At 74.0% G+C, this 25,915-nt stretch carries 22 protein-coding genes; 13 read left to right on the top strand and 9 right to left on the bottom strand.

Features of this window, described 5'->3' with window-relative positions; translation table 11 throughout:
* Nucleotides 1-133: 133 nt before the first annotated feature.
* The 4 genes from Sfr03f_RS16685 to Sfr03f_RS16670 all read left to right on the top strand — a co-directional run bounded on the left by Sfr03f_RS16685 (nucleotide 134) and on the right by Sfr03f_RS16670 (nucleotide 4,589).
* Nucleotides 134-541, top strand: coding sequence for a hypothetical protein (locus Sfr03f_RS16685; protein WP_108954674.1), 408 nt, complete (start codon nucleotides 134-136; stop codon nucleotides 539-541).
* Complete coding sequence (locus Sfr03f_RS16680; RefSeq protein ID WP_108954673.1) at nucleotides 538-2,706, top strand: tetratricopeptide repeat protein; 2,169 nt, start codon at nucleotides 538-540, stop codon at nucleotides 2,704-2,706. The genes Sfr03f_RS16685 and Sfr03f_RS16680 overlap by 4 nt, the downstream gene beginning before the upstream one ends.
* A complete protein-coding gene (locus Sfr03f_RS16675) occupies nucleotides 2,703-3,989 on the top strand; it encodes a hypothetical protein (RefSeq protein WP_108954672.1) in 1,287 nt (428 codons plus the stop codon). The genes Sfr03f_RS16680 and Sfr03f_RS16675 overlap by 4 nt, the downstream gene beginning before the upstream one ends.
* 144 nt (nucleotides 3,990-4,133) lie before the next feature.
* Nucleotides 4,134-4,589, top strand: coding sequence for a hypothetical protein (locus Sfr03f_RS16670; RefSeq protein WP_108954671.1), 456 nt, complete (start codon nucleotides 4,134-4,136; stop codon nucleotides 4,587-4,589).
* A gap of 154 nt (nucleotides 4,590-4,743) precedes the next feature.
* Here Sfr03f_RS16670 and Sfr03f_RS16665 read toward each other — a convergent pair whose 3' ends face one another.
* From Sfr03f_RS16665 to deoC, 3 genes are read right to left on the bottom strand one after another with little or no spacing between them, the layout of a single operon-like run.
* Nucleotides 4,744-5,634, bottom strand: coding sequence for an aldehyde dehydrogenase family protein (locus Sfr03f_RS16665; protein ID WP_245967591.1), 891 nt, complete (start codon nucleotides 5,632-5,634; stop codon nucleotides 4,744-4,746).
* Nucleotides 5,635-5,641: 7 nt separating this feature from the next.
* Nucleotides 5,642-7,078 (bottom strand): aldehyde dehydrogenase family protein, encoded by a 1,437-nt coding sequence (locus Sfr03f_RS16660; RefSeq protein ID WP_108954669.1) that lies wholly within the window; start codon nucleotides 7,076-7,078, stop codon nucleotides 5,642-5,644.
* The gene (gene deoC / locus Sfr03f_RS16655; protein WP_174721611.1) at nucleotides 7,078-8,037 is read right to left on the bottom strand and encodes a deoxyribose-phosphate aldolase; all 960 of its coding nucleotides are present in this window, start codon (nucleotides 8,035-8,037) and stop codon (nucleotides 7,078-7,080) included. Before deoC ends, Sfr03f_RS16660 begins: the two co-directional genes overlap by 1 nt.
* A gap of 118 nt (nucleotides 8,038-8,155) precedes the next feature.
* Here deoC and Sfr03f_RS16650 point away from each other — a divergent pair, with 118 nt between their 5' ends.
* Nucleotides 8,156-8,806, top strand: a complete 651-nt coding sequence (locus tag Sfr03f_RS16650; RefSeq protein WP_108954667.1) for a PH domain-containing protein — start codon at nucleotides 8,156-8,158, stop codon at nucleotides 8,804-8,806.
* 129 nt (nucleotides 8,807-8,935) lie between these two features.
* Here Sfr03f_RS16650 and Sfr03f_RS16645 read toward each other — a convergent pair whose 3' ends face one another.
* Together Sfr03f_RS16645 and Sfr03f_RS16640 are read right to left on the bottom strand one after the other, a co-directional pair.
* Complete coding sequence (locus tag Sfr03f_RS16645) at nucleotides 8,936-10,576, bottom strand: phospho-sugar mutase (RefSeq protein WP_108955033.1); 1,641 nt, start codon at nucleotides 10,574-10,576, stop codon at nucleotides 8,936-8,938.
* A 208-nt stretch (nucleotides 10,577-10,784) separates the two neighbouring features.
* On the bottom strand, nucleotides 10,785-11,597 hold the full coding sequence (locus tag Sfr03f_RS16640; protein ID WP_108954666.1) for a purine-nucleoside phosphorylase: 813 nt from the start codon (nucleotides 11,595-11,597) through the stop codon (nucleotides 10,785-10,787).
* A 160-nt stretch (nucleotides 11,598-11,757) separates the two neighbouring features.
* Between Sfr03f_RS16640 and Sfr03f_RS16635 the strand changes: the two genes are divergently transcribed.
* Together Sfr03f_RS16635 and Sfr03f_RS16630 are read left to right on the top strand one after the other, a co-directional pair.
* Nucleotides 11,758-13,194, top strand: coding sequence for an NAD(P)H-quinone dehydrogenase (locus tag Sfr03f_RS16635; protein WP_108954665.1), 1,437 nt, complete (start codon nucleotides 11,758-11,760; stop codon nucleotides 13,192-13,194).
* Between the two features lie 233 nt (nucleotides 13,195-13,427).
* A complete protein-coding gene (locus tag Sfr03f_RS16630; RefSeq protein WP_108954664.1) occupies nucleotides 13,428-14,387 on the top strand; it encodes a DeoR/GlpR family DNA-binding transcription regulator in 960 nt (319 codons plus the stop codon).
* A 136-nt stretch (nucleotides 14,388-14,523) separates the two neighbouring features.
* Here Sfr03f_RS16630 and Sfr03f_RS16625 read toward each other — a convergent pair whose 3' ends face one another.
* Nucleotides 14,524-16,296, bottom strand: coding sequence for an acetyl/propionyl/methylcrotonyl-CoA carboxylase subunit alpha (locus Sfr03f_RS16625; RefSeq protein WP_108954663.1), 1,773 nt, complete (start codon nucleotides 16,294-16,296; stop codon nucleotides 14,524-14,526).
* Between the two features lie 428 nt (nucleotides 16,297-16,724).
* Between Sfr03f_RS16625 and Sfr03f_RS16620 the strand changes: the two genes are divergently transcribed.
* Nucleotides 16,725-17,204: a hypothetical protein gene (locus Sfr03f_RS16620; RefSeq protein WP_245967590.1), complete on the top strand. Its 480-nt coding sequence runs from the start codon at nucleotides 16,725-16,727 to the stop codon at nucleotides 17,202-17,204.
* 849 nt (nucleotides 17,205-18,053) lie between these two features.
* Here Sfr03f_RS16620 and Sfr03f_RS16615 read toward each other — a convergent pair.
* The 3 genes from Sfr03f_RS16615 to Sfr03f_RS16605 form a co-directional block, all read right to left on the bottom strand.
* On the bottom strand, nucleotides 18,054-18,905 hold the full coding sequence (locus tag Sfr03f_RS16615) for an enoyl-CoA hydratase/isomerase family protein (RefSeq protein ID WP_108954662.1): 852 nt from the start codon (nucleotides 18,903-18,905) through the stop codon (nucleotides 18,054-18,056).
* A gap of 60 nt (nucleotides 18,906-18,965) precedes the next feature.
* Nucleotides 18,966-20,333: an adenylate/guanylate cyclase domain-containing protein gene (locus Sfr03f_RS16610; RefSeq protein WP_245967589.1), complete on the bottom strand. Its 1,368-nt coding sequence runs from the start codon at nucleotides 20,331-20,333 to the stop codon at nucleotides 18,966-18,968.
* A 154-nt stretch (nucleotides 20,334-20,487) separates the two neighbouring features.
* A complete protein-coding gene (locus tag Sfr03f_RS16605) occupies nucleotides 20,488-21,381 on the bottom strand; it encodes a biotin--[acetyl-CoA-carboxylase] ligase (protein ID WP_108954661.1) in 894 nt (297 codons plus the stop codon).
* Nucleotides 21,382-21,530: 149 nt separating this feature from the next.
* Between Sfr03f_RS16605 and Sfr03f_RS16600 the strand changes: the two genes are divergently transcribed.
* The 5 genes from Sfr03f_RS16600 to Sfr03f_RS16585 all read left to right on the top strand — a co-directional run bounded on the left by Sfr03f_RS16600 (nucleotide 21,531) and on the right by Sfr03f_RS16585 (nucleotide 25,913).
* Nucleotides 21,531-23,135, top strand: a complete 1,605-nt coding sequence (locus Sfr03f_RS16600; RefSeq protein WP_108954660.1) for an acyl-CoA carboxylase subunit beta — start codon at nucleotides 21,531-21,533, stop codon at nucleotides 23,133-23,135.
* 14 nt (nucleotides 23,136-23,149) lie between these two features.
* A complete protein-coding gene (locus tag Sfr03f_RS16595; protein ID WP_108954659.1) occupies nucleotides 23,150-23,362 on the top strand; it encodes an acyl-CoA carboxylase epsilon subunit in 213 nt (70 codons plus the stop codon).
* 417 nt (nucleotides 23,363-23,779) lie between these two features.
* A complete protein-coding gene (gene mmpB, locus Sfr03f_RS30660) occupies nucleotides 23,780-23,926 on the top strand; it encodes a morphogenic membrane protein MmpB (protein ID WP_170145097.1) in 147 nt (48 codons plus the stop codon).
* Complete coding sequence (locus Sfr03f_RS16590) at nucleotides 23,923-24,567, top strand: Maf family protein (RefSeq protein ID WP_108954658.1); 645 nt, start codon at nucleotides 23,923-23,925, stop codon at nucleotides 24,565-24,567. Before mmpB ends, Sfr03f_RS16590 begins: the two co-directional genes overlap by 4 nt.
* A gap of 101 nt (nucleotides 24,568-24,668) precedes the next feature.
* Nucleotides 24,669-25,913 (top strand): GGDEF domain-containing protein, encoded by a 1,245-nt coding sequence (locus Sfr03f_RS16585; protein WP_108954657.1) that lies wholly within the window; start codon nucleotides 24,669-24,671, stop codon nucleotides 25,911-25,913.
* Nucleotides 25,914-25,915: the final 2 nt, after the last annotated feature.

Here is a 25,915-nt window from a genome sequence, read left to right as displayed (position 1 = left end):
ACCGACCCGCCCGGCTGTGACGCCCTGTGTGTCTCCTGCGACGTCCGCCCTGCGACGTTTCTCCTGCGACGGCATGCTCCCCTCTTCGTTACCCTTCGGCGACGGACAATGACAGACCGGAGGGGGCGGTTCGATGGATCCGGAGTTGGCCGCGATAGCGGGGACAGCAGGCACGGCTCTGGTCACCTTGATGGCGACCGACGCCTGGGAGCGGGTCAGGGACGGCATTGCCGCGCTGTGGCGCCGCGCCGATCCCGAGCGGGCGGAGGTGATCGACGCCGAACTCGACCTGACGCGAAGGGACCTGCTGGCGGCGGAGGCCGACGGCGACCCCGAGTCCCCCGCTGAGCTGAGCGCGGAGTGGCAGGGCCGCCTCCGGCGTTTCCTGGTGGCCCACCCGGAAGAGGCCGAACCGCTGCGGGCGCTGCTCGCCGAGCTCCGAGCGCCCGCACCGGCCGTGCCGACGGTGACGCAGCACGCCACCGCCTCCGGACAGGCTCGCGTCTACCAGGCCGGACGCGACCAGAGGTTCGGCCGATGACGAACGGCGGCAACGAGGCACGGGCCCTCGGGCAGGGGCGCGTCTACCAGGCCTCGGGCGATCAGCACATCATCGAGCACCATCACCACGGCGCCGAGTGGTCGGGACCCGATTCGGTGCGCCACCCGGCCGTGGGCCGTCCTCCCGTGGTGCTCCGTGACCGCGTCGGGGAGATGGACCGGCTGCGGGCCGCCGTCGAACCGGGCGTCGGCAACCGCGTCTACGTCCTGCACGGGCTGGGCGGCTCGGGAAAGACCGCTGTCGCGTACACCCTGTTCCGTCACGCCACCGAGCAGGCCGGCCGCGTCGGGCTGTGGGTCAACGCCTCCGACCCGGCGTCCCTGAGAGCCGGAATGCTCGCCGTCGCCGCCGACCGCGGCGCCTCCGACGCGGAACTCACCGGGGCGCGTGCGGGACTGCGCCCCGCCGCCGACCTGGTGTGGCAGTACCTCGACCGCTCCGACCAGCCATGGCTGCTCGTCCTCGACAACGCCGACACGCCCGCGATCGTGCGTGACGGCGGCTGGCTGCGCACCAGCCCCGCGGGCACGGTCCTCGTGACCACCCGCAGGTCCGCCGCCCGGTGGTGGCCGGGCGCCGAGCTGCTGCAGTTCGGCGTCCTTCCCCGTGAGGACGCCGCCCGGGTCCTCCAGGACCTCGCGCCGGACGCAGGTGACGCCGAGGAGGCAGCGGAGGTCGCCGACCGCCTCGGGCACCTCCCCCTGGCGCTCACCCTCGCCGGCGGCTTCCTCGCCCACCAGGTCATCGACCCGTGGACGCTCACCGACTACCGCAGCAGACTCGAGGACGACCCGGACCTCCACGCCATCGAACTGCTGGACCAGGGTGCCGACGACAGCTCGGACTCCCGCCACCTGGTCAGCCGCACCTGGCAGCTCTCCCTCGACGCGCTCAGCGCCCAGGGCCTGCCCGAGGCGACGTCCCTGATGCGGCTGCTCGCCTGCTGGGCCGGTGACCCGCTGCCCCTCAAGACCCTGGCGGGCGCCCCGATCGCCCCGCTCCTGAGCCCGTCCCGCGTCGAATCGGCCCTCCGAGGGCTGCTCGACCACTCCCTCACCGAAGTGGTGACGGGAGAGGTGCGGGGCCTGCGGACACACGGCATCATCCTCGACAGCGTCGCCCGGGCCGTTCCGGCCGACCAACGGCAGGGCCTCGCGGAGACGGCGGTCCGGCTGCTCCTGGCGGTCCTGCCGGAGGTGCCCGAACGCGGTCCGCTCGATCCTGTGGTGCTCCAGCTGTCCCCGCACGTTGTCGCGTTGCTGCGGAGGGTGGCGGGCTGGCGGGCGGAGGCGTCCGTCGTCGAGGCGGCGCTCGACTGCGTCCTCCGCGTCGCCGTCGCCGTCCACCGGTCGGGCGACTACGCGTCGGCGTTCTCCCTGGCGGACGAGGCCGTGACCGTCGCCGAGCCGCTCCTGGGCGCCGACAACCTGCGCGTGCTCAGGCTGCGCCGGAGAGCCGGGCGCTCGCTCTTCCGGCTGGGACGTTTCGCGGAAGCCGAGGCCGCTCTCCGTCAGGTCCTGGCGGATTGCGAACGGGTGCTCGGCCCCGACCATCCCGACACGCTGGAGGCGGCCCTGCGGCTGTCGGGCCCCCTCCACAACCTCGAACAGGTGGCGGACGCCTTCTCGCTGGTGCGGCGGGCCGCGGAGGGAAGGGAAAGGCACTTCGGACGCCTCCATCCGCTGACGCTCATCGCGCGTTCCATCTTGTTGGAGGAGGCCGCGGCTCCGCAGGCTGCCGGAGCAGCCGCGAGAAGCGAGGTGATCGCCGGGGGTCCCGCTCTCGTCGCCGACTGCCGGGCCGTGAGCGGGCCGGACCACCAGATGACCCTCGGGTCCGAACTGAACTACGCACTGGCCCTTTTCCGGGCGGACAGACCCGAGGAAGCCCTCCCGTACATCCGTCACGCGGTCGCCGGCTTCGAGCGCATGCACCCCCAGGGGCACCCCTCGACGTTCGCCGCGCGTCAGACCTACAGCAGGGTCCTCGACGCCCTCGGACACCACGACGAAGCGGTCGAACAGTGCGAGGCCGTGGTGGAGGGAAGGAGACGGCTGCTGGGCCCGGCGCACCCCTGGACGCGGACCGCCGAGGACCTGCTCGCCCAGTACCGGAGCCGCACCTCGCCGGAGGGGGAGCGATGACTGCCGTCCCCACGGCCTCCTCGGCGCCGGGGCGCGTACGGAAGACCGTCAACGTGCTGCTGTGCCTGGCCGCCGTCGCGGGCAGCGTCTGGAGCGGCACCGTGATCTGGGAGGTCCTGGCCAATCGCCACCGGATCGACCAGGGCTGCGACGGTCTGGTCCCCGCCGGGAGCGTCCTCGAACTGTCCCCGGCGGGCGGCGACATCACCCACCGGCTGGCCGAGGAGGGCACCGTCGACCTGTCGCAGGGGCTGCCCCAGGACTGCGAGCTGTTCAGCACGGAGGCCGGTGAGGCGATCGGCTCGCGCACCGGGTCGAGGTGGTTCTTCACCGGAGCGGTCGGCGCGCTGGACCGGGCGGAGCAGTCGCCCGAGACACCCGGCAGTTCGGTGCTCAACGACGGCAACCCGTACAAGTCCACCACCCACGCCGACCAGCCCCTCGGCGGAGACGTCGTCGGGCTGGTCACCGACGCGGGCGTCACCGTCTTCCTCTCCTGCCCCGGGGGAGATGTCGACGGTCGGCCCGCCGAGGAGCTGTGGGCGAGGGCGAGCCTCATGACCGGGCGCCCGTTCACCGCCGCAGACCAGCAGATCACCGGGGCCGACCGGGACGTCCTCGCGGAGACGGCCGTGCTCACCGCCAACAACCTGGCCGAGCGGGCCGGCTGCCGGGACCGCCTCCCCGACGCGCCCGAGCACATACCGACCCTGCCCGAGGGAACGAGCCCCGCCTCACGGGCGGAGGGCACCTGCGCCTGGTACGGCGAGGGCGGCCTCGCCCGGCGACCCGGTCTCCCCGACGGGGTCCTCGAGAGCGGCGTCGACGACCGGCTCCACGACGAGCGCTGCGTGCTGTTCCTGAGCCGGCCCCGGGCGACCGAGGCCACCGAGGCCACCGAGCGGGGCGGACGGACGGACGGGCTCGACCGCGACTTCCGCAGGGACGACTGGTTCGTCTCGTTCCACACCTATCAGGGCGGGAGCGCCGAGAACGTCTCCCTCCGCTCCTCGGGCATCTCGGGGGCGGGCGTCCCCGCCGAGCCCGGTACGGCGGGCCGTACCCCTGACGACCCGATGTGGTGGGCGTCCTCCGTCTGCGCCGCAGGCCGCCCCCAGGTCCACACCATGACGTCGTCCCACGCGTACGGACGGGTGGCTCCGCCCCGGGACCTGGAACGGCTCTTCCGGGCCTACGTCGGGGAGGTCGCCTCCCGCCGCGACTGCGCCTCCGTCGAGTTCCCGCCGTCCACGGACTTCGCTCCGCCGGACGGGGAGGACTGACCCTCACCCCGGCGCCGGGCCAACCCCCGCCGCCGGGCGAACCGAGCGGACATCGAACACCCAGCGGGCCACTTTGGCGGCACGCGGCCGCTCCACTACGCTTCGTGGTCCCCCGGTCACCGAAGAGAACAGGGCCAGAGCACCATGGGACGTCACGCCGCACCGAAGCACCCCCAGCACCGCAAGCACCCCCACGCCGGCGCCGCCCGCGCGGCGGTGGTCCTGGCGGGCGCCGGGCTGGCCCTCGGCGGAGGGGCCGCGGCGGCCTCCGCGGCGCCGGTGCCGGCGGTGCCGAACGCCGACCAGGTGGAACCCAAGGTGGCGCTGAGCGTGATCGACCTGAAGACCGGGATGGAGACGCTGAAGAACACCGTCGGGTACACGGTCGGGCCGGTCGGGGCGCTGAAGCCCAACCCGCTGGCCGGGACCGGGGTGGACCCCACGGACAACGGGGTGGGCACCCAGGTCGCGGACTTCCAGCCGGTCACGACGAAGACGCTGACCGCCCCGCTCACGCAGGCCGAGACGATCAACGCCCTGCCCGCGGTGGGTCAGGTCACCGGGATGCTCGGAGGCCTCGCTCCCGCCCCGGCGGCCTGAGCGGCCCGGTCGGTGAGGACCGGGGACGGCCGGGGCGGAAGGGGCGATGCCGGATGCGGGGTGTGGGGGAGTCGCCCCGCACCCGGTGTGCGGCTGTGCCCCCTCCCCTCCTCCGGGGGGCGCGCCGCGGTCGGTGACCCGAGCGCGACGCCGGTCAGTAGGACGAGCCGGAGGCGCCCAGCGAACCGGTGGTGTGCCACACGGTCTTGGTCTCCAGGAAGGCCGTCAGGCGGTCGGTGCCCGGCGTCGCCGCGAAGTCCTCGCCGGTGCGCGGACGCAGCACCCGCTTGAGGTTGTCCGCGGCCGCGACCTCCAGCCCGGTCGCGAGCTCCGCGTCCGCGCCGGTCAGGTCGAGGGCGTTGACGTCCATGTGGGAGGCCAGCGTCGGGGCGATCTCCGCCGTGCGGCCGGAGAGGACGTTGACCACGCCGCCGGGGACGTCGGAGGTGGCCAGCACCTCGCCGAAGGAGAGGGCGGGCAGCGGGGACCGCTCGCTCGCGACCACGACCGCCGTGTTGCCGGTGGCGATCACGGGCGCGACCACGGACACCAGGCCGAGGAGCGAGGACTCCTGCGGGGCCAGCACCGCGACCACGCCGGTGGGCTCCGGGGTGGAGAGGTTGAAGAAGGGGCCCGCGACCGGGTTGGCGCCGCCGGCGATCTGGGCGATCTTGTCGGTCCAGCCCGCGTACCAGACCAGACGGTCCACGCTCAGGTCGACCAGCGCGGCCGCCTTGGCCTTGGACAGGCCCTCCGCCTCGGCCACCTCACGGGTGAACTGGCTGCGGCGGCCCTCCAGCATCTCCGCGACGCGATAGAGGACCTGGCCCCGGTTGTACGCCGTGGCGCCCGCCCAGCCGCCGAACGCCTTGCGCGCGGCGACCACCGCGTCGCGGGCGTCCTTGCGGGACGAGAGCGGGGCGTTGGCCAGCCAGTTACCGTCCTTGGAGCCCGTCACCTCGTACACCCGGCCGCTCTCGGAACGCGGGAACCTGCCCCCCACGTACAGCTTGTAGGTCTTGAAAACGCTCAGACGCTCGGACATCGGACGATCAGACATCGAGGTAGGCCTCCAGCCCGTGGCGACCGCCCTCGCGGCCGTAACCCGACTCCTTGTAGCCGCCGAACGGCGAGGTGGGGTCGAACTTGTTGAACGTGTTGGACCAGACGACGCCCGCGCGCAGCTTGTTCGCCACGGCGAGGATGCGGGAGCCCTTGTCGGTCCAGATGCCCGCGGAGAGGCCGTAGGCGGTGTTGTTGGCCTTGGCGACGGCCTCGTCCGGGGTGCGGAAGGTGAGCACCGACAGGACCGGGCCGAAGATCTCGTCGCGGGCGACGGTGTGCGCCTGGGTGACGCCGCTGAAGACGGTCGGCGCGAACCAGTAACCCGCGGACGGGATCTCGCACGGGGCGGTCCAGCGCTCGGCGCCCTCCGCCTCGCCCTGGTCGGCGAGGGAGGAGATCCGGGCGAGCTGCTCGGCGGAGTTGATCGCGCCGATGTCGGTGTTCTTGTCCAGCGGGTCGCCGAGGCGGAGGGTGGAGATGCGCCGCTTGAGGGCGTCCAGCACCTCGTCGTGCACCGACTCCTGCACCAGCAGGCGGCTGCCGGCGCAGCAGACCTGGCCCTGGTTGAAGAAGATGCCGTTGACGATGCCCTCGACCGCCTGGTCGACCGGCGCGTCGTCGAAGACGATGTTGGCGCCCTTGCCGCCGAGCTCCAGGGTGAGCTTCTTGCGGGTGCCGGCCACCGTGCGGGCGATCGCCTTGCCGACCGCGGTGGAGCCGGTGAAGGCCACCTTGTTCACGTCCGGGTGGGCGACCAGCGCGGCGCCGGTGTCGCCGTAGCCGGGGAGGATGTTGACGACGCCCTTGGGCAGCCCGGCCTGGCGGCAGATGTCCGCGAAGAACAGGGCGGAGAGCGGGGTCGTCTCGGCGGGCTTCAGCACCACCGTGTTGCCGGTGGCGAGCGCCGGGGCGATCTTCCACGCCAGCATGAGGAGGGGGAAGTTCCAGGGGATGACCTGCGCGGCCACGCCCAGCGGCTTCGGCGCGGGGCCGTAGCCCGCGTGCTCGAGCTTGTCGGCCCAGCCCGCGTAGTAGAAGAAGTGCGCGGCGACCAGCGGGAGGTCGGCGTCGCGGGTCTCCTTGATCGGCTTGCCGTTGTCCAGGGTCTCCAGGACGGCCAGCTCGCGGGAGCGCTCCTGGACGATCCGCGCGATGCGGAACAGGTACTTGGCGCGCTCGCTGCCGGGCAGCGCGGACCAGCCCTCGAAGGCGCGGCGGGCGGCCGCGACCGCGCGGTCCACGTCGGCCTCGCCGGCCCGGGCCATCTCGGAGAGGACCTCCTCGGTGGAGGGGGAGACCGTCTTGAAGACGCGGCCGTCGGCGGCCTCGGTGAACTCGCCGTCGACGAACAGCCCGTAGGACGGGGCGATGTCCACCACCGAGCGGGACTCGGGCGCCGGTGCGTACTCGAAAGTCATGGTGATCAGTCCACCGTCACGTAGTCGGGGCCGGAGTAGCGGCCGGTGGCCAGCTTCTGCCGCTGCATCAGCAGGTCGTTGAGGAGGGAGGAGGCGCCGAAGCGGAACCAGTGGTTGTCCAGCCAGTCCGGGCCCGCCGTCTCGTTGACGATGACCAGGAACTTGACCGCGTCCTTGGCGGTGCGGATGCCGCCGGCCGGCTTCACGCCGATCTGGACGCCGGTGCGGTCCCGGAACTCGCGCACGGCCTGCAGCATCAGCAGGGTGTTCGCGGGCGTCGCGTTGACCGCCACCTTGCCGGTGGAGGTCTTGATGAAGTCGGCCCCGGCGAGCATCGCGAGCCAGCTGGCGCGGCGGATGTTGTCGTACGTGGACAGCTCGCCGGTCTCGAAGATGACCTTGAGGCGGGCGGCGCCGCCGCAGGCCTCCTTCACGGCGGTGATCTCCTCGTACACCTTGAGGTAGTGCCCGGCCAGGAAGGCGCCGCGGTCGATGACCATGTCGACCTCGTCGGCGCCCGCGGCCACGGCGGCGCGCACGTCGGCCAGCTTGACCTCCAGGGGCGCCCGGCCCGCGGGGAAGGCGGTGGCGACGGAGGCGACCTTCACCGAGGAGCCGGCGACGGCCGCCTTGGCGACCTCGACCAGGTCCGGGTAGACGCAGACCGCGGCGGTGGAGGGCGCCGTGCGGTCGGTCGGGTCCGGCAGGACGGCCTTGGCGCCGAGCGCGCGGACCTTGCCGGGGGTGTCGGCGCCCTCGAGCGTGGTCAGGTCGACCATGGAGATCGCCAGGTCGAGGGCGTACGCCTTGGCCGTCGTCTTGATGGACCGGGTGCCCAGGGCCGCGGCCCGGGCCTCCAGGCCGACCGGGTCCACGCCGGGGAGCCCGTGCAGGAAGCGGCGCAGCGACGCGTCGGACGCGGCGACGTCGGTCAGTGCGTGGGTCGGGGAGGGTGTTGTCGACATGGTCACCAGGCGAGCATATCTACGCGTGTAGCGGCTGCCCAGTCCTCAAGGTCTCCATCCGGTTCCGGATCGGTCGCGGGGCGGGGGAGAACGGTCGTGGTCAGGCACAATCAACAGCATGAACACGAGCCCCACGGCCCCCACCAGTCCCGACACGGTCTACCGGTCCCCGATGGCTCTGGCCGGCGGTGTGCTGACGCTGCTCGTCGTCGGCGGACTGGCCGTCGACGCGTTCCTGCACGGCTCCGCGCGGGCCGTCTGGACGGCGGTGGGCGTGTTGCTGCTGGTGGTGCCGGTGGTCGTCGCCTTCACCTTCCGCCCCGCGGTGCTCGCCAACGAGGAGCGGCTGCGGGTGCGCAACCCGCTGCGGATGGTCACGCTGCCGTGGGGGCAGGTCGCCGGGTTCCGGTCCGGGCTCTCGCACGAGGTGCTCACCGAGGACGGGCGGAAGTTCGAGCTGTGGGCGCTGCCGGTGTCCCTGCGGGACCGGCGCAAGACGCTGCGGAAGGCGGAACGGGCCGGTGAGCGGGGCCGGAGCGCCGCGCCGGCCGGTCTCGGGTCCCCGGGCGCCGCGGGCCCCGGAGGGGTCGTCGACGAGCCGCCGCGGCGGGGGACCGACCAGATCGTGGGGGAGCTCCGCGAGCGCTGGGAGCGTCAGGTGAAGGTCTCCACCGCCCAGGGCGAGGTCACCGTGCGGTGGGCGTACGAGCTGATCGCCCCGGTGCTCGCGGGCCTGATCGTCCTGCTGGTCCTCCGGTTCACGGGCTGACCGGCCGACCGGCCGCACCGGTCGGGGCCCAGGTGGGTGTGCTGTACAGGTGAGTCCCGGACGCGCTGCTCCAGCAGCGCGTCCGGGACTCACCTGCATACGGCGCCCACCTGCCCCGGACCTGTGGGGTCAGAGGCCGGCGGCCTCGGAGAGGTCGGTGCGGAGGGCGGTCAGGGCCTCGGCGGCGCGGGCGCGGGCGGCGGGGAGACCGGCGTGGCCGGCGACCGGGACCACGACCTCCAGGTAGCACTTCAGCTTCGGCTCGGTGCCGCTGGGCCGCACGATCACCCGCGCCCCGTCGAGCGTGTAGCGCAGGCCGTCCGTCGGCGGCAGCGTCTCGGTGCCCGCGGACAGGTCCTCCGCCCGGGTGACGGCGAGCCCGGCCAGGCGGGTGGGAGGGTTCTCCCGCAGCCGCCGCATCGCGCCGGCGATGACGGACAGGTCCGCGACCCGCACCGACAGCTGGTCGGTCGCGTGCAGACCGTGCTCCACGGCGAGGTCGTCGAGCAGGTCGAGCAGGGTGCGCCCTCGCTCCTTCAGCTCGGACGCCAGCTCGGTGATCACCAGCGCGGCGGTGACGCCGTCCTTGTCCCGCACGCCGTCCGGGTCGACGCAGTAGCCGAGCGCTTCCTCGTAGCCGTAACGCAGGCCCTCCACCCGGGCGATCCACTTGAAGCCGGTGAGGGTCTCCTCGTGGCCGACGCCGGCCGCCCCGGCGATGCGGCCGAGCAGCGAGGAGGACACGATCGACTCGGCGAAGGTGCCGCGCGCGCCCCGGGACACCAGGTGCGCGGCGAGCAGCGCGCCGACCTCGTCGCCCCGCAGCATCCGCCAGTCGCCGGAGCCGTCCGGCACCGCGACCGCGCACCGGTCGGCGTCGGGGTCGTTGGCGATCACCAGGTCGGGCGCCGGGTCGGCCTTGCGCGCGGTGGCGAAGGCGAGGTCCATCGCCCCCGGCTCCTCCGGGTTGGGGAAGGCCACGGTCGGGAAGTCCGGGTCCGGCTCCGCCTGCTCGGCGACCAGCACCGGCTCGGGGAACCCGGCGCGGGCGAAGGCCGCCAGCACCACGTCCTTGCCGACGCCGTGCATGGCCGTGTACACGGTCCGCGCGCTCCGCGCGGAACCCGGCGCGAGCACCGCGTCGGTGCGGGCCAGGTAGGCGTCCAGGACGGAGTCGTCGAGGACCTCCCAGCCGGATTCCGGCTGCGGCACGTCGTCCAGCGACGCCACCGCCGCGATCTCGGCGGCGATGTCCACGTCGGCCGGCGGGACGATCTGCGAGCCGTCGCCCAGGTAGACCTTGTAGCCGTTGTCCCGCGGCGGGTTGTGGCTCGCGGTGACCTCGACGCCGGCCACGGCGCCCAGGTGGCGGATCGCGAACGCCAGCACCGGCGTCGGCAGCGGCCGCGGGAGCACGGCGGCGCGCAGGCCGGCGCCGGTCATCACGGCGGCGGTGTCCCGCGCGAAGTCGGCGGACTTGTGGCGGGCGTCGTACCCGATGACGACCAGTCCGTCGCCCTGGCCGCGGCCGCGCAGGTAGGCGGCCAGTCCGGCGGCCGCGCGGATCACCACCGAGCGGTTCATCCGCATCGGGCCCGCGCCCAGCTCGCCGCGCAGGCCGGCGGTGCCGAACTGGAGGGTGCCGGCGAAGCGCTCGGCGAGCGCGGCCTCGTCGCCCGCCTCGAGCAGGGCGCTCAGTTCCGCCCGGGTGTCCGGGTCCGGGTCCTCGGCGAGCCAGGCCTGCGCCCGGGCGATCAGGGTGTCCTGCACGGTGGGTTCATCCTCCGGTTCGGTGTTCGGTTCGCGGTTCGGCGGGTTCCCCCGCACGGGGTTCCCGTTCCTGGTCCGTGAACCCGGTCCTCCCCGGGGCGGGTCGCCTCCCGGGGGCGGACCTCCCCGGAACGGGAAGCCCGCCGGGGCGGAGCCGCACCACGTGCGGTCCCACCCCGGTGCGCGCGGGGCGCGGCAGCGGCAGAGGTCAGAGGCGCGGCAGCAGCCCGGCGAGGAGCTCGCCCATGCGGGCGGCGCTGTCGCGGCCGGACTGCAGGACCTCCTCGTGGTTGAGCGGCTCGCCCGTCATGCCGGCCGCCAGGTTGGTGACCAGGGAGACGCCCAGCACCTCGGCGCCGGCCTCGCGGGCCGCGATCGCCTCGAGGGTGGTGGACATGCCGACCAGGTCCGCGCCGATGGTGCGGGCCATCCGGATCTCGGCGGGCGTCTCGTAGTGCGGGCCGGGGAACTGCGCGTAGACGCCCTCCTCCAGGCTCGGGTCGACCTCCCGGCACAGCTCGCGCAGGCGCGCGGAGTACAGGTCGGTGAGGTCCACGAAGTTCGCGCCGACGATCGGGGAGGTGGCCGTCAGGTTGATGTGGTCGGAGATCAGCACCGGCTGGCCGGGGCGCATGCCCTCGCGCAGGCCGCCGCAGCCGTTGGTGAGGACCACCGTGCGGCAGCCCGCGGCGGCCGCGGTGCGCACGCCGTGCACCACGGAGGCGACGCCGCGGCCCTCGTAGTAGTGGGTGCGGCCGAGGAAGACCAGGACCCGGCGCTCGCCGAGCAGGTACGACCTCACGCGCCCACCGTGGCCTGCGACCGCCGGGGGCGGGAAGCCGGGGAGCTCGGTGACCTCCAGATCGGTCTCCGGAGTGCCGAGGGCGTCGACGGCCGGGGCCCAGCCCGAGCCCAGCACCAGGGCGACGTCGTGGGTCCCGGCGCCCGTGAGCTGCCGGAGGCGGTCGGCTGCCGCCGCGGCGGCCGCGTAGGGGTCGTCCCGAAGAAGAGAAGCGTTCACCCGCCCGACCCTATCCCGTCCAGCCCTACGCGCGTAGACCCGAGATGATCCGCGGCCCGATCGTTGCCGTGTCGTTTCCGTCCCCGCACAGCGGGCCCGGCACCCCCGCGAGGCGGCGTCGGCGGACCCCGGGCGGTGCGATCTTGAAGGGTGCGGGACAATGGAGCACGTGACTCGGATCGTGATCATTGGTGGCGGACCCGGCGGATACGAGGCGGCCCTGGTCGCCGCGCAGCTCGGCGCGGAGGTGACCGTCGTCGACGCGGACGGTCTGGGCGGTGCGTCGGTGCTGACCGACTGCGTGCCGTCCAAGACGCTCATCGCGACGGCCGAGGTGATGACCACCTTCGACTCGTCGTACGAGGAGCTGGGGATCATCGTCGCCGACGACACCCCCCACATCGACTCCCCCGCGCGCGTGGTGGGCGTGGACCTGGGCAAGGTGAACCGCCGCGTGAAGCGGCTGGCGCTGGCCCAGTCGCACGACATCACCGCCTCCGTCACCCGGGCCGGCGCCCGGGTGCTGCGGGGCCGCGGCCGGCTGGAGGGCCTGCAGGCCGCCGACGGCTCGCGCAAGGTGGTCGTGCGGGCGGTGGACGGCAGCGAGGAGACGCTGACCGCGGACGCCGTGCTGATCGCCACCGGCGGCCACCCCCGCGAGGTGCCGGACGCGCGGCCGGACGGCGAGCGCATCCTGAACTGGACCCAGGTGTACGACCTCGACGAGCTCCCCGAGGAGCTCATCGTGGTCGGTTCCGGCGTCACCGGCGCCGAGTTCGCCGGCGCCTACCAGGCGCTGGGTTCCCGCGTCACGCTGGTCTCCTCCCGCGACCGGGTGCTGCCGGGCGAGGACCCGGACGCCGCCGCGGTGCTGGAGGACGTCTTCCGCCGGCGCGGCATGAACGTGATGTCCCGCTCGCGCGCCGCGTCCGCCAAGCGGGTGGGCGACCGGGTGGAGGTCACCCTCTCGGACGGCCGGGTGATCAGCGGCACGCACTGCCTGATGGCGGTCGGCGCGATCCCCAACACCCACGACATGGGTCTGGAGGAGGCCGGCGTCCGGCTGAAGGACTCCGGCCACATCTGGACCGACAAGGTCTCCCGGACCACGGCGCCCGGCGTCTACGCGGCCGGCGACGTCACCGGCGTGTTCGCGCTGGCCTCGGTGGCGGCCATGCAGGGCCGGATCGCGATGTACCACTTCCTGGGCGACGCGGTGGCCCCGCTCAACCTGAAGGCCGTCTCCTCCAACGTCTTCACCGACCCGGAGATCGCCACCGTCGGCTACACCCAGGCCGACGTGGACGCCGGCAAGATCGACGCCCGGGTGGTGAAGCTGCCGCTGCTGCGCAACCCGCGCGCCAAGATGCAGGGCATCCGGGACGGCTTCGTGAAGATCTTCGCGCGGCCCGGCACCGGGATCGTGGTGGGCGGCGTGGTGGTCGCCCCGCGCGCCTCGGAACTCATCCACCCGATCTCCATCGCGGTGGACAACAACCTCACCGTGGAGCAGATCGCCAACGCGTTCACGGTGTATCCCTCGCTGTCCGGCTCCATCGCCGAGGTGGCGCGCCAGCTGCACACCCGCAAGTCCTGACGACCCCCGCACCACCGCAGGCGCCGGTCCCCAACTCGGGGCCGGCGCTTGGTGTTTCCGCCACCGGCGCGGAGCCGGCCGACTTCGCCGGTCACGGTCGGCCGCCGCCCATGCGTGTGGCATAGTCGCCCGCGCGCCGGCTTATACCACTCCGGATCCCCGAGTGCGTACATCTTCTGCAATTCGCCGCAAACTGCTGAAACCCGGCGGTCGTCGGGGTTACTGTCAGTTTCGTGTTCGCTGCAGAACGTCGCCAATTGATCCTCGAAATGGTGCGCGCCAACGGAGCGGTGTCGCTCCGTGAGCTCGCCCGCGTCGTCCAGACCTCCGAAGTGACCGTACGGCGGGACGTGCGCGCGCTGGAGGCAGAAGGACTCCTCGACCGCCGGCACGGCGGTGCGGTACTGCCCGGCGGGTTCACGCGGGAGTCGGGCTTTCCGCAGAAATCCCATCTCGCCACCGCCGAGAAGACCGCCATCGCCGACCTCGCCGCGGGTTTCGTCGAGGAGGGCGAGGCCATCGTGGTCGGGGCGGGCACCACCACGCAGGAGCTGGCCCGCCGGCTCGCGCGGGTGCCCGGTCTGACGGTGGTCACCAACTCGCTGCTGGTCGCGCAGGCGCTCGCCCACGCCAACCGGGTGGAGGTCGTGATGACCGGCGGCACCCTGCGGGGCTCCAACTACGCGCTGGTCGGCAGCGGGGCGGAGCAGTCCCTGCAGGGGCTGCGGGTCTCCAAGGCCTTCCTGTCGGGCAGCGGCCTGACCGCCGAGCGGGGCCTGTCCACCTCCAACATGCTCTCCGCCTCCGTCGACCGTGCGCTGGTGCAGGCCGCCTCCGAGGTGGTGGTCCTGGCGGACCACTCCAAGCTGGGCACCGACACGATGTTCCAGACGGTCCCGACCGAGCTGATCACCCGTCTGGTGACGGACGAGCCGCCGGGTCACGACGACCGCTCCGCCACCGAGCTGCAGGCGCTGGCCGACCAGGGGGTCCAGATCGCGGTGGCCGGGACGCCGGGGTCGGAGCGGGCCGAACCGCCCGGGAGCGGCCGTCAGCGGCGGGAGGTCCCGCTGCCGGGGCCCCGGCGCGGTCACGCTCCCGGGGGGCCGCAGCTGCGCGCCGCCTCGGTCCTCGGCGAGGGCGGCCAGCAGGAGAGGACGGCCGCGCGCGTGGCCGACATGCGCCGCCGCTGACCGGGCCACGGCTCCGCACGGGCCTCTCTCCCGCGGGGCGCCCCGGGGCACGGCCGCGAGCGGGGCGGCGGCCGGGAGAACGACGCCGCCCGCGCCGGTGAGGGCGCGGGCGGCGGGGTGGACGGGACCCGGGGGGTCAGTCCTTGATCTCGCAGATCGGGGCGCCGGAGCTGATGGAGGCGCCGATCTCGGCGGTCAGGCCCTTCACGGTGCCGGAACGGTGCGCGTTGAGGGGCTGTTCCATCTTCATGGCCTCGAGGACGACGATCAGGTCGCCCTCCTTGACCTCCTGGCCCTCCTCGACCGCGACCTTGACGATCGTGCCCTGCATGGGCGAGGCGAGGGTGTCGCCGGAGGCGGCCGGGCCCGACTTCTTCGCGGCGCGCCGCTTCGGCTTGGCGCCGGCGGCCAGCCCCGTGCGGGCCAGGGACATGCCGAGCGAGGAGGGCAGCGAGACCTCCAGCCGCTTGCCGCCGACCTCGACCACGACCGTCTCACGGTCGCCGTCGTCGTCGCCCTCGGCGTCGGCCGGGGCCGCGAACGGCGGGATCTCGTTGACGAACTCGCTCTCGATCCACCGGGTGTAGATGGTGAACGGGTCATCGGAGCCGGTGAGCTCGGGGGCGAACGCCGGGTCGCGGACCACCGCGCGGTGGAACGGGATGGCGGTGGCCATGCCCTCGACCTTGAACTCGTCCAGGGCGCGCGCGGCCCGCTGCAGGGCCTCCTTGCGGGTGCGGCCGGTGACGATCAGCTTGGCGAGCAGGGAGTCCCAGGCCGGGCCGATGACGCTGCCGGACTCGACGCCCGCGTCCAGGCGGACACCCGGGCCGGACGGCGCCTCGAAGACGGTGACGGTGCCCGGCGCGGGCAGGAAGCCCCGCCCCGGGTCCTCGCCGTTGATGCGGAACTCGAAGGAGTGACCCCGCAGCTCGGGGTCGCCGTAGCCCAGCTCCTCGCCGTCGGCGATGCGGAACATCTCGCGCACCAGGTCGATGCCGGCGACCTCCTCGGTCACCGGGTGCTCCACCTGGAGGCGGGTGTTGACCTCGAGGAAGGAGATGGTGCCGTCCGCGCCGACCAGGAACTCGACGGTGCCCGCGCCGGCGTAGCCGGCCTCCTTGAGGATGGCCTTGGACGCCGCGTACAGCTCCTCCACCTGCGCCTCGGAGAGGAACGGCGCGGGGGCCTCCTCCACCAGCTTCTGGTGGCGGCGCTGCAGGGAGCAGTCACGGGTGGAGACCACGACGACGTTGCCGTGCTTGTCGGCGAGGCACTGGGTCTCGACGTGACGCGGCTTGTCCAGGTAACGCTCGACGAAGCACTCGCCCCGGCCGAAGGCCGCGACGGCCTCGCGGACGGCGGAGTCGTAGAGCTCCGGCACCTCCTCCAGCGTGCGGGCGACCTTCAGGCCGCGGCCGCCGCCGCCGAACGCCGCCTTGATGGCGATGGGCAGGCCGTGCTCCTTGGCGAACGCCACCACCTCGTCGGCCCCGGACACCGGGTCCGGGGTGCCGGCGACCAGCGGGGCGCCCGCGCGCTGCGCGATGTGACGGGCCGCCACCTTGTCGCCGAGGTCGCGGATGGCCTGCGGCGGCGGACCGATCCAGTTCAGCCCGGCATCGATCACCGCCTGCGCGAACTCCGCGTTCTCGGACAGGAAGCCGTAGCCGGGGTGGATCGCGTCCGCGCCCGAGTCCGCGGCGGCCTTGAGCACCTTGGCGATGTCCAGGTAGCTGGTCGCCGGGGTGTCACCGCCGAGGGCGAACGCCTCGTCCGCGGCCCGCACATGCAGGGCGTCCCGGTCGGGGTCGGCATACACGGCCACGCTCGCGATACCGGCATCCCGGCATGCCCGGGCGACGCGGACTGCGATTTCGCCACGGTTGGCGATGAGCACCTTGCGCACGATTGAGGCTCCCTCCTTGAAACAAGCCGAGTTTAGGGACTGCCGACACGTCACTACGACCCGTACACAGTGGTGAGCTTGCCCACACGGAGTGTGAAACGAGGGCCTGGCGGCGGGTGCCGAAGCGTGAAATCCCTTGTAGCACCGGGCGGTGCGAGACTCCCCCGGGAAACCCTAGCCCGGCGATGTGGCCCAGGTCTCTGTAAAGCCACGCCGCCGCGGGCCGTGTTTCTTTGTGGGGTCCCTACGAACACCCCGCCGAATCTTTGCGGTGGTCGGAACTCTTGTCGCTTCTCTTACCCGTGAGTAACGTTCACGCCACCTTGGGAGATACCCCGGGTAATACGCCGGGCGGGTCATTGAGGGCCTCGCGGAGGGCGCTTCCACGCCCCGGGGAACGGCGGAGACAGCGGAAGTGGGTGGGGCCGGTGGTGCGCAGGACGGTGGGCTTCGTCCTGGCGGTGGCGATGTTCGCCGAGGCGGCCGGGGTGGCGTGGCTCAACTGGTTCTTGGCCATGATGGTGGAGAACCAGCGGATGTCGCTGGCGGGCCTCGACCCGGTCATGGTGGCGCGCTCGTCACGCGTCGGGGCGGTGCTGTTCGCCCTGTTCTTCGTGGGCTGCGGCGTGCTGGTCCTGGTCTCCGCGGTCCGCAACCGCGCGCCGGGACGGCTCGGCACGGGGCTGCTGGTGACGGTGGCCGTGGTGCACGGCGTCCTCGGCGCGGCGGCGTTCGCGCTGGTGGGGGTGAAGGCGTTCGCGGCCCTCGCGGCGGTGCTGGTGCTGATCCTGCTGTTCCTGTCCTCGCCGGGACGGCCGCGGGCCACCGGTCCCGACGGCGCCGCCGGCCCCGGGGCCGAGCAGCCGCCCGCGGCGCCGTCCGGGGCGACCCCGGCCGTCGCGGGCTGACCCCGCCGCGGGGCTGAGGCGAGGCGGGCGGCGGCGGGCCCGGGGGGCCGCGCCGCCGGTGCGCTTCGCCGCGCCGCCGCGGCTGCCGCGTCCCTGCCGCGCCGCCGCGGGGCCCGCGCGCCGGTCCGGGCCGGGCCCGCCAGGTGTCCGCGACGTGCCCGCACGTTCAAGTGGGCCGCCACTTCCGCCCGACCCGGCGTTGAGCCGGGCGAGCGCCGCTCCACCGAGGGCCTACGCGGCGTCGAGCCGCGTCGAGCGCCGTTCCACCGAGGGCGTACCCGGCGTCGAGCCGGGCGAGCGCCGCTTCACCGAGGGCCCACCTGGCGTCGAGCCGCGTCGAGCGCCGTTCCACCGAGGGCGTACCCGGCGTCGAGCCGGGCGAGCGTCGCTCCACCGAGGGCCCACCTGGCGTCGAGCCGCGTCGAGCGCCGCTCCATCGTGACTCCACCCCGGCGTCGAGCCGGGCGAGCGTCGCTCCACCGAGGGCCCACCTGGCGTCGAGCCGCGTCGAGCACCGCTCCGTCGCGGCCCCGGCCGCCGTCGAGCCGGGGTGCGGCGGGCACCGGAGCCGGCCGCCGCACCGGCGTCCCGCACCGCGCGTGGCCGGCCCCGCCGGAGCGCCTGTTCGAGCCGCACCCGACCGTGGAACGACTCACCGTCAAGCCGGAGCGCGGCGTCGAGGTCCCGCCGGGTTCGCCGCCCCCGAGCCCCCGCACCCGCGGAACCGTGGTGTGCGAGCTCGGCTCCGCCGTCACCCCAGCCGTCGTCGAGCCGGAGCGGGCCGTCGGGCGGCCGAGGTCCGGGGGACCGGCGCAGGCACTGCGGGGCCCACCGGTGACGGGTCGTGGCCTACTCGCCCGGCCAGTTCGGGCGGCGCTTCTCGTTGAACGCGGCGACCCCCTCCGCGCGGTCGCCGGAGAACGCCACCGTGCGCCACGCGTTGTCCTCGAGGTCGAGGCCGGAGGGGAGGTCCTTGCCCCAGCCGAGCCGCATCGCCCGCTTGGCGGCGCGCAGGCCCACGGGGGAGTTCGCGGCGATCCGCGAGGCGAGGGCCAGGGACTCCTCGCGGTCCGTGCCCTCCTCGACGAGCAGGTCGACCAGGCCCAGTTCACGGGCCTCGGCCGCCTCCACCCGCCGCGCGGTGAAGATGAGCTCGGCGGCCCGCGCCGCCCCCACCCGGCGCGGCAGCAGCTGCGTGCCGCCGCCACCGGGGATGACGCCCACCGACACCTCCGGCAGCCCCACCACCGCCGTGCGGTCCGCGACGATCAGGTCGCAGGAGAGCGCGATCTCGAAGCCGCCGCCCAGCGCGAACCCGTGCACCGAGGCGATCGTCGGCATCGGCAGCTCCAGCACGCCGGTGTACGCCGCCCGGTTGACGGGCCGCTGCAGCCGCAGCTGCGCGTCGCTGAAACCGTTCCGCTCCTTGAGGTCCGCGCCCACGCAGAACGCCCGCTCGTGACTGGAGGTCAGCACGACGACCCGGGCGTCCGGGTCCGCCGAGAGCGCGTCGCAGGCGGCGGTCAAGGAGCGGGCCATCTCCGTGGAGACCGCGTTCATCGCCCGCGGGCGGTCCAGCACCAGCTCGGCGACGTACCCGTGGCGGACCACCCGCACGAACTCCCCGTACCGCTCGCCGTCCTCGTGCTCCGGACGCTCCGGCTGCTCCGCGCGCTCCGCTGGTGCCTGGTGCTCGCTCATGGTGGACGACCTCCCGGTTTCGACGACTGCACTGTTGTCGCCGGGGATCATCTCAGGGCGTCAGGGACGGCCGGCCCGCCGGGTGAGCAGCCACGGCTCGACCACGCCGAGGCCACGCACCGGCCGCTGCCACATGGGCTGCAGGGCGAACCGGTACTTCTGCTCCTCGTCCTCCTTGACCTGCTCCTCGGCAGCCGGAGCGTCCTGGGTGCGGCGCAGCTCCTGGGCCAAGTCGCTGTCGACCAGGACGGCGTCCTTCGGGGCTATGGAGGTCAGGCGGGAGGCCAGGTTCACCGTCGTGCCGAAGACATCACCCATCCGGGTGGTGACGGTGCCGAAGGCCATGCCGACGCGCAGCTCGGGCATGGTCTCGTCGTGGGAGAGGGTCTCGATCAGGCGCAGCGCGATGTCGGCGGCGACACCCGCGTCGTCGGCGACGTACAGGACCTCGTCGCCGAGGGTCTTCACCAGCCGGCCGCCGTGCGCGGCGACCAGGTCGGCGGCGGTGGTCTCGAACGCCTCCACCAGCTCGCCCAGCTCCTCCTCCTCGAGGCGGCGGGTCAGCCGGGTGAAGCCGACCAGGTCGGCGAAGGCGACGCACAGGCGGCGGTCGACCATCTCCTCGTCGTCCGCCGTCTGGATGACGCGCCCGGTCGCCGCCGCGAGCTGGCGGCGCCAGACGTAGACCAGGAACTCCTGCAGCTCGGGCAGGAGCAGCTCGATGAGGGGGTAGGTCACCTCGGTGCGGGTCATGCCCGGCTCGGGGGGCTCGGTGAGGCCCTCCAGGAAGGAATCGATCTGCCATTCCGCCAGACGGGCGGTGGTCTGACCGGTCGAGCGGGCGACCTGGACCGCCATGGCCTCGCTGAGCAGGCCCGCCTCGACGAGACCGGCGAGGCGGCGCAGGGCGAGCACGTCGGCCTCGGTGAGGGCCTTGGCCTGGCCGATGTCGGCGAAGCCCATGGCACGCCAGAAACGGGAGGCCAGCTCCATGGAGACGCCCGCGCTGCGAGCGGCCTGGAAGGGGCTGTAGCGGCGCTCGGCGCCGAGGATCAGGGACTCCAGGCGCAGGGCCAGGGGGTCCTCGTCGGACGTGCCCGTGGTGTTCTGCGCGGCCGTGCGGTCGGCGGCGGTGGGCTCCTCGCCGTGGCCGGAGCCGTGGCCGGAGAACGGGCGCTCGTCGCCGGCTCTGCCGGGCCGGGTGTCGCCGTCGGAGGACCCGGCGGCGCCGTCACCCTCCGGGGCCCCGCCCGGTGCGCCGCCCTCGGAGCCGCCGACGGAGCCCTCGGAACCGGAGCCGCCCGCGGCCTCGGCGTCGGCGGGCCGGGGGCCGGGGGAGGCGTCGGCGGCGTGGCCGGGGCCGGGCCGAGGGTCGCCGTCCGGTCCGGGATGTCCGCCGGTGCCGGAGCCCGCGTCGTCGACGGTCACGCCTGTTGCCCTTCCGATCTGCCGAGGTCAGGTTTGGACCGGCCTCAACTCTACGGCAGGTGTGCCGCAGCTCACTCCCGGATCGCACCGCCGGAGTGGTGCGTTCCCGGCGCGCCGCCCCGCGGCTCTCACCACCCTGCGCGCCGCCCCCGTGTCACGCCGGGCGGAGGTGGACGATGTCGCCGGCGGAGACGGGGTGGCGGGCACCGTCGGCGGCGGTGATGACGAGGCGGCCGTCGCCGTCGAGCGCGGTGGCCTCGCCCACCAGGTCGTCGCCGCCCGGCAGCAGGGCGCGCACCTGCCGCCCGAGGGTCGCGCAGCCCGCCGCGTACGTCTCGAGGAGCCCGCTCATCTCGGGGTCACCGCCGACCACCCGCCAGCGGGTGTACCACTGCTCCAGGGAACGCAGGACGCCCCGCAGCAGCGGGTCGCGGTCGGTGACCGCGGCGCCCGCCAGGGCGAGGGAGCCCGCCGTCGGGACGGGCAGCTCGTCCGCGCGGAGCGTGACGTTGAGGCCGACTCCCACGACCACGCCCTCGGTGCCGGCGCGTTCCGCGAGGATCCCGCCGGCCTTGCGTTCCTGCCCGTCGACCGTGACCAGCAGGTCGTTGGGCCACTTCAGGGCCGTGTCGAGACCGGCCGCGCGGGCCAGTCCGGTCGCCACCGCGACGCCGGTCAGCAGCGGCAGCCATCCCCAGCGGGTCACCGGGACGTCGTTGGGGGCCAGCAGGACGGAGAAGAAGAGCCCCGAGCGGGCGGGCGCCGACCACACCCGGTCCAGCCGCCCCCGCGCCGCGGACTGCTCCTCGGCCACCAGCACCGCGCCCTCCTCGGCCCGGCCCGCGCGCGCCGCCCGGACCAGGTCGGTGTTGGTGGAGCCGGTGACCGCGACGACGTCGAGGGCGGTCCACAGGGATTCCTCCCGCACCAGCGCCCGCCGCAGCGCGGAGGCGTTCAGGGGCGGGCGGTCGAGGTCCGACCAGCGGCCGGCGGCCGGGCCCCCGTCGCCAGGGGAGGAAGGGCGTTCTGAGCGATCACGCGGCGTCATGCAACCCAGCGTAGGTGTGGGATACGCCGCACTGCCGGACGGGCGGTCCGCCATTACGCTACGGCTGAGTAACCATCCCTCCCGCCGACATTTCCCCCAACGCCGAACACCGGCGTCAACCCCACCACCAGCAGGGAGCCGCACCCCCGATGGCCGAGCCGGAAGAGCTGCAGCAGGGCGACATTCACACCACCGCGGGCAAGCTGGCGGATCTCCGGAGCCGCATCGAGCAGGCCACGCACGCCGGTTCGGGCAAGGCGGTGGAGAAGCAGCACGCCAAGGGCAAGCTGACCGCCCGTGAGCGGATCGAACTCCTCATGGACGAGGGCTCGTTCGTGGAGCTCGACGAGTTCGCCCGGCACCGTTCCACCAACTTCGGCCTGGAGCGGAACCGGCCGTACGGCGACGGCGTGGTCACCGGCTACGGCACCGTCGACGGCCGTCCGGTCGCGGTGTTCTCCCAGGACTTCACCGTCTTCGGCGGCGCCCTCGGCGAGGTCTACGGGCAGAAGATCGCCAAGGTGATGGACTTCGCGCTGAAGACCGGCTGCCCGGTCATCGGCATCAACGACTCCGGTGGCGCCCGCATCCAGGAGGGCGTGGCCTCGCTCGGCGCGTACGGCGAGATCTTCCGCCGCAACACCCACGCCTCGGGCGTGATCCCGCAGATCAGCCTGGTCGTCGGGCCCTGCGCGGGCGGCGCGGTGTACTCGCCCGCCATCACCGACTTCACCGTGATGGTCGACCGGACCTCGCACATGTTCATCACCGGCCCGGACGTCATCAAGACGGTCACCGGCGAGGACGTCGGCTTCGAGGAACTGGGCGGCGCGCACACCCACAACTCCCTCTCCGGCGTGGCCCATCACATGGCCGGCGACGAGAAGGACGCGGTCGAGTACGTCAAGCAGCTGCTGTCGTACCTGCCCTCGAACAACCTGAGCGAGCCGCCGTCCTTCCCGGAGGAGGCCGACCTCACGGTCACCGACGAGGACCTGGAGCTGGACCGGCTGATCCCGGACAGCGCCAACCAGCCGTACGACATGCACACGGTGCTCGAACGCATCCTCGACGACGGGGAGTTCTTCGAGACGCAGCCGCTGTTCGCGCCCAACATCCTCACCGGCTTCGGCCGCGTGGAGGGCCGCCCGGTGGGCGTGGTCGCCAACCAGCCGATGCAGTTCGCGGGCTGCCTGGACATCAAGGCCAGCGAGAAGGCGGCGCGGTTCGTCCGGACGTGTGACGCCTTCAACGTGCCGGTGCTGACGTTCGTGGACGTGCCCGGCTTCCTGCCGGGCGTCGGCCAGGAGCACGACGGCATCATCCGCCGGGGCGCCAAGCTGATCTACGCCTACGCGGAGGCGACCGTCCCGCTGATCACCGTGATCACGCGGAAGGCGTTCGGCGGCGCGTACGACGTGATGGGTTCCAAGCACCTGGGCGCCGACCTGAACCTGGCGTGGCCGACGGCGCAGATCGCGGTGATGGGCGCGCAGGGCGCGGTCAACATCCTGCACCGCAGGACGCTCGCCGAGGCGGAGGCCGCGGGCGAGGACCTGGAGGCGGTGCGGGCGCGGCTGATCCAGGAGTACGAGGACACGCTGCTGAACCCGTACATCGCCGCGGAGAGCGGCTACGTGGACGCGGTGGTCGCGCCGTCGCAGACCCGCTCGCAGATCGTCCGCGGGCTGCGTCATCTGCGCACCAAGCGGGAATCACTTCCGCCGAAGAAGCACGGCAACATCCCGCTCTAGGAAGGGTCCTGGCTATGACGATCAAGGTCGTGCGCGGCAACCCGACACCCGAGGAGCTGGCCGCCGCACTGGCGGTGGTCCGAGCCCGCGCCGCGGTGGCCGCCGCGGTGCCGGGGGAGGGGGCCGACGGAATCCGGGACTCCTGGTCCGACCCGGCCGCCCTGGCCACGCGCCGGCTCCCGCAGCCCGGCCCGGGCGCCTGGGCCCGCACCTACTGGCCCGCCTGACCGGCACCCCGACCCTGGTCCCCCGACCCTGGACGCGGGGGCGGCGGCACGGGCGCGACGGCGCGCAGGGGCCGGTGCAACGGCACGCAGGGCGCAACGGCACGCAGGGGCCGCGGAACGGCACGCAGGGGCCGGCGGACGACCGCCGGCCCCTGCGGGGTTCCCCGGTCCCTGTGGCGTGCCCTGGCCCTGCGGGGTTCCCCGGCCCCTGCGGCGTGCCCCGGCCCTGCGGCGTGCCCTGGCCCTCGCGGCCTTCCCCGGCGCCTCGTGGCGACGCGGCGCCCCGCGGCTGACCCGGCCCTCCGTCGTGGGCGCCCCGCGGGTGACCTGGGGGGACGTGTGAGACGGGCGACACCGGGCGCGGCCTGAGTACGCGTACTCAGGCGGCGGGCGGGACGGGGCCGCATGCTCGGTGGTGTGCTCTGGTCCGACCCCGATCCCGAGTCCGGGCCGCCCGAGGACCTGCGCAGGACGCAGGTCATGCTCCGGCGGCTCGGCGTGCTGATGGCCCTCGCGATGATCCTCGCCATGGCGGTCCTCGGCGTCGATACGCTGCCCCTATGACCGATCAGATCGACGACCAGCCCGCCGGCCCCGCCGCCGGCCGGCCCCGGCGCCGCCTCGTCCTGGCGTCCCAGTCCCCCGCCCGGCTCGGACTGCTCCGGCAGGCCGGGTTCGCCCCCGAGGTGATCGTCAGCGGCGTGGACGAGGACGCCGTGACCGCCCCCACCCCCGCCGAGCTGGCCCTGGCGCTGGCCGAGGCCAAGGCCTCCGTGGTCGCCGCCCGCCCCGACGCGGCCGGCGCCCTGGTGATCGGCTGCGACTCCGTGCTCGACCTGGACGGCGAGCCGCTCGGCAAGCCGGCCGACGCCGCCGAGGCCACGGCCCGCTGGAAGGCGATGCGCGGGCGCGCCGGCGTCCTGCAGACCGGCCACTGCGTCTACGACACCACCACCGGCCGGTACACCTCCGGCACGGCCTCCACCGTGGTGCGCTTCGGCGACCCCACCGACGAGGAGATCGACGCGTACGTCGCCACCGGGGAGCCGCTGCACGTGGCGGGCGCGTTCACCCTGGACGGGCGGTCCGCGCCGTTCGTCGAGGGCATCGACGGCGACCACGGCAACGTCATCGGCCTCAGCCTCCCCCTCCTGCGGCGCCTGCTCGGCAAGCTCGACGTCAGCGTCACCGAGCTCTGGGTCTGAGAGCCGCCCGGCCGCCCGAACCGCCCTCCTCGGTCACGGAACGTGACAGCCGTTCGCCCTCCGACGTCACGTTTGCCCCGAAACATCCCTAGCCTGAACGCATGGCAGAGGAGAGCCGCCTGCGCGCGGTAGTCACGCTGGCCCAGGGCATGGCCGCCGCCAGGACGCCCCAGGAGTCCTGGCGGGCCGCCGCCTTGGGCGCGAGTCACGCGCTGGGCGGCAGCTTCGCCGCGCTGTCGGTGTGGGAGCGCGAGATGGGCCGGCTCCGCGTCCTGGTCAACGTGGGCGAGCGTGCGCCGGACGAGGAGGAGTTCCCCCGCTCCGAGTCCTACCCGGTGCACCAGTTCCCGGAGATCACCGAGTTCCTGCACGAGCGCTGGGCCAACGGCGGGGAGCCGGACGCCTGGGTGGAGACCGTGGACGGCGGCCCGGCCAAGGGGTCCCCCGAGGACCGCGCCGGCTACTGCCACCGGCGGGTGGCCGCGCTGCGCCGCCGGGGCCGCGGCTGCTGCGTGATCGCGCCGATCGTGCTGCACGGCCGTGCCTGGGGCGAACTGTACGTGGCCCGCCCGCTGGGCGCGCCGGTCTTCGGCCGCTCCGACGCCGACTTCGCCACCGTCCTGGCCGCCGTGGTCGCGGCCGGGCTCGCCCAGATGAAGCGCCTGGAGGAGGCCGAGCGGCTCGCCTTCACCGACGCCCTGACCGGCCTCGCCAACCGCCGCGCCGTCGACGCCCGGCTGGACGAGGCCGTCGAACGCCACCGGAAGGACGGCGCCGTCGTCAGCCTGGTGGTCTGCGACCTCAACGGGCTCAAACAGGTCAACGACACCCTCGGCCACGCGGCCGGCGACCGCCTCCTGGAACGCTTCGGCTCGGTGCTGTCGCTGTGCGGCGCGATGCTGCCCGACGCGCTGGCCGCCCGCCTCGGCGGGGACGAGTTCTGCCTGATCGCGGTGGGCCCGTCCACCGCGGAGGTGGTGCGCGCCGCCGAGGAGCTGTGCCGGCGCGCCCGGGAGCTCGAACTGGGCGAGGGCGTGGCCTGCGGGATCGCGACCACGGAGGAGCCGGTCGGCCCCGTCACCTCGGCGCGGCGGCTGTTCCGGCTGGCCGACGCCGCCCAGTACCGCGCCAAGGCCGGGCGCACCGCCGGGCCCGTGGTCGCGGGCGTCGAAGGGCCGCAGGACCCGGTCCTGCGGCTGGCCGACGCGCCACCGCCCGAGGGCGGCGGGGAGCGGCGCGCGCTGCGCGGACGGGACCTGCCGCCGCCCGGCGCGGACGGCCCCCTCGGAGACCTGCGGCCGGGTGTGGTCCAACCCACCCATGACAGCGACGAATTCAAGCTCTAGGC

Source organism: Streptomyces fragilis (assembly GCF_003112515.1).
In the GTDB taxonomy this organism is placed as follows: Bacteria; Actinomycetota; Actinomycetes; order Streptomycetales; family Streptomycetaceae; genus Streptomyces; species Streptomyces fragilis.
Note: the sequence above shows the minus strand (reverse complement) of the source record. Positions and strands in the feature narration are given on the sequence as shown.

What these genes read in the sequence shown, in the direction of transcription:
- Sfr03f_RS16685 (WP_108954674.1), top strand. Translation starts at nt 134, where the DNA reads ATGGATCCGGAGTTGGCCGCGATAGCGGGGACAGCAGGCACGGCTCTG.
- Sfr03f_RS16680 (WP_108954673.1), top strand. Translation starts at nt 538, where the DNA reads ATGACGAACGGCGGCAACGAGGCACGGGCCCTCGGGCAGGGGCGCGTC.
- Sfr03f_RS16675 (WP_108954672.1), top strand. Translation starts at nt 2,703, where the DNA reads ATGACTGCCGTCCCCACGGCCTCCTCGGCGCCGGGGCGCGTACGGAAG.
- Sfr03f_RS16670 (WP_108954671.1), top strand. Translation starts at nt 4,134, where the DNA reads ATGGGACGTCACGCCGCACCGAAGCACCCCCAGCACCGCAAGCACCCC.
- Sfr03f_RS16665 (WP_245967591.1), bottom strand. Translation starts at nt 5,634, where the DNA reads ATGTCCGAGCGTCTGAGCGTTTTCAAGACCTACAAGCTGTACGTGGGG.
- deoC (WP_174721611.1), bottom strand. Translation starts at nt 8,037, where the DNA reads ATGTCGACAACACCCTCCCCGACCCACGCACTGACCGACGTCGCCGCG.
- Sfr03f_RS16650 (WP_108954667.1), top strand. Translation starts at nt 8,156, where the DNA reads ATGAACACGAGCCCCACGGCCCCCACCAGTCCCGACACGGTCTACCGG.
- Sfr03f_RS16635 (WP_108954665.1), top strand. Translation starts at nt 11,758, where the DNA reads ATGGAGCACGTGACTCGGATCGTGATCATTGGTGGCGGACCCGGCGGA.
- Sfr03f_RS16615 (WP_108954662.1), bottom strand. Translation starts at nt 18,905, where the DNA reads ATGAGCGAGCACCAGGCACCAGCGGAGCGCGCGGAGCAGCCGGAGCGT.
- Sfr03f_RS16605 (WP_108954661.1), bottom strand. Translation starts at nt 21,381, where the DNA reads ATGACGCCGCGTGATCGCTCAGAACGCCCTTCCTCCCCTGGCGACGGG.
- Sfr03f_RS16600 (WP_108954660.1), top strand. Translation starts at nt 21,531, where the DNA reads ATGGCCGAGCCGGAAGAGCTGCAGCAGGGCGACATTCACACCACCGCG.
- Sfr03f_RS16595 (WP_108954659.1), top strand. Translation starts at nt 23,150, where the DNA reads ATGACGATCAAGGTCGTGCGCGGCAACCCGACACCCGAGGAGCTGGCC.
- Sfr03f_RS16590 (WP_108954658.1), top strand. Translation starts at nt 23,923, where the DNA reads ATGACCGATCAGATCGACGACCAGCCCGCCGGCCCCGCCGCCGGCCGG.
- Sfr03f_RS16585 (WP_108954657.1), top strand. Translation starts at nt 24,669, where the DNA reads ATGGCAGAGGAGAGCCGCCTGCGCGCGGTAGTCACGCTGGCCCAGGGC.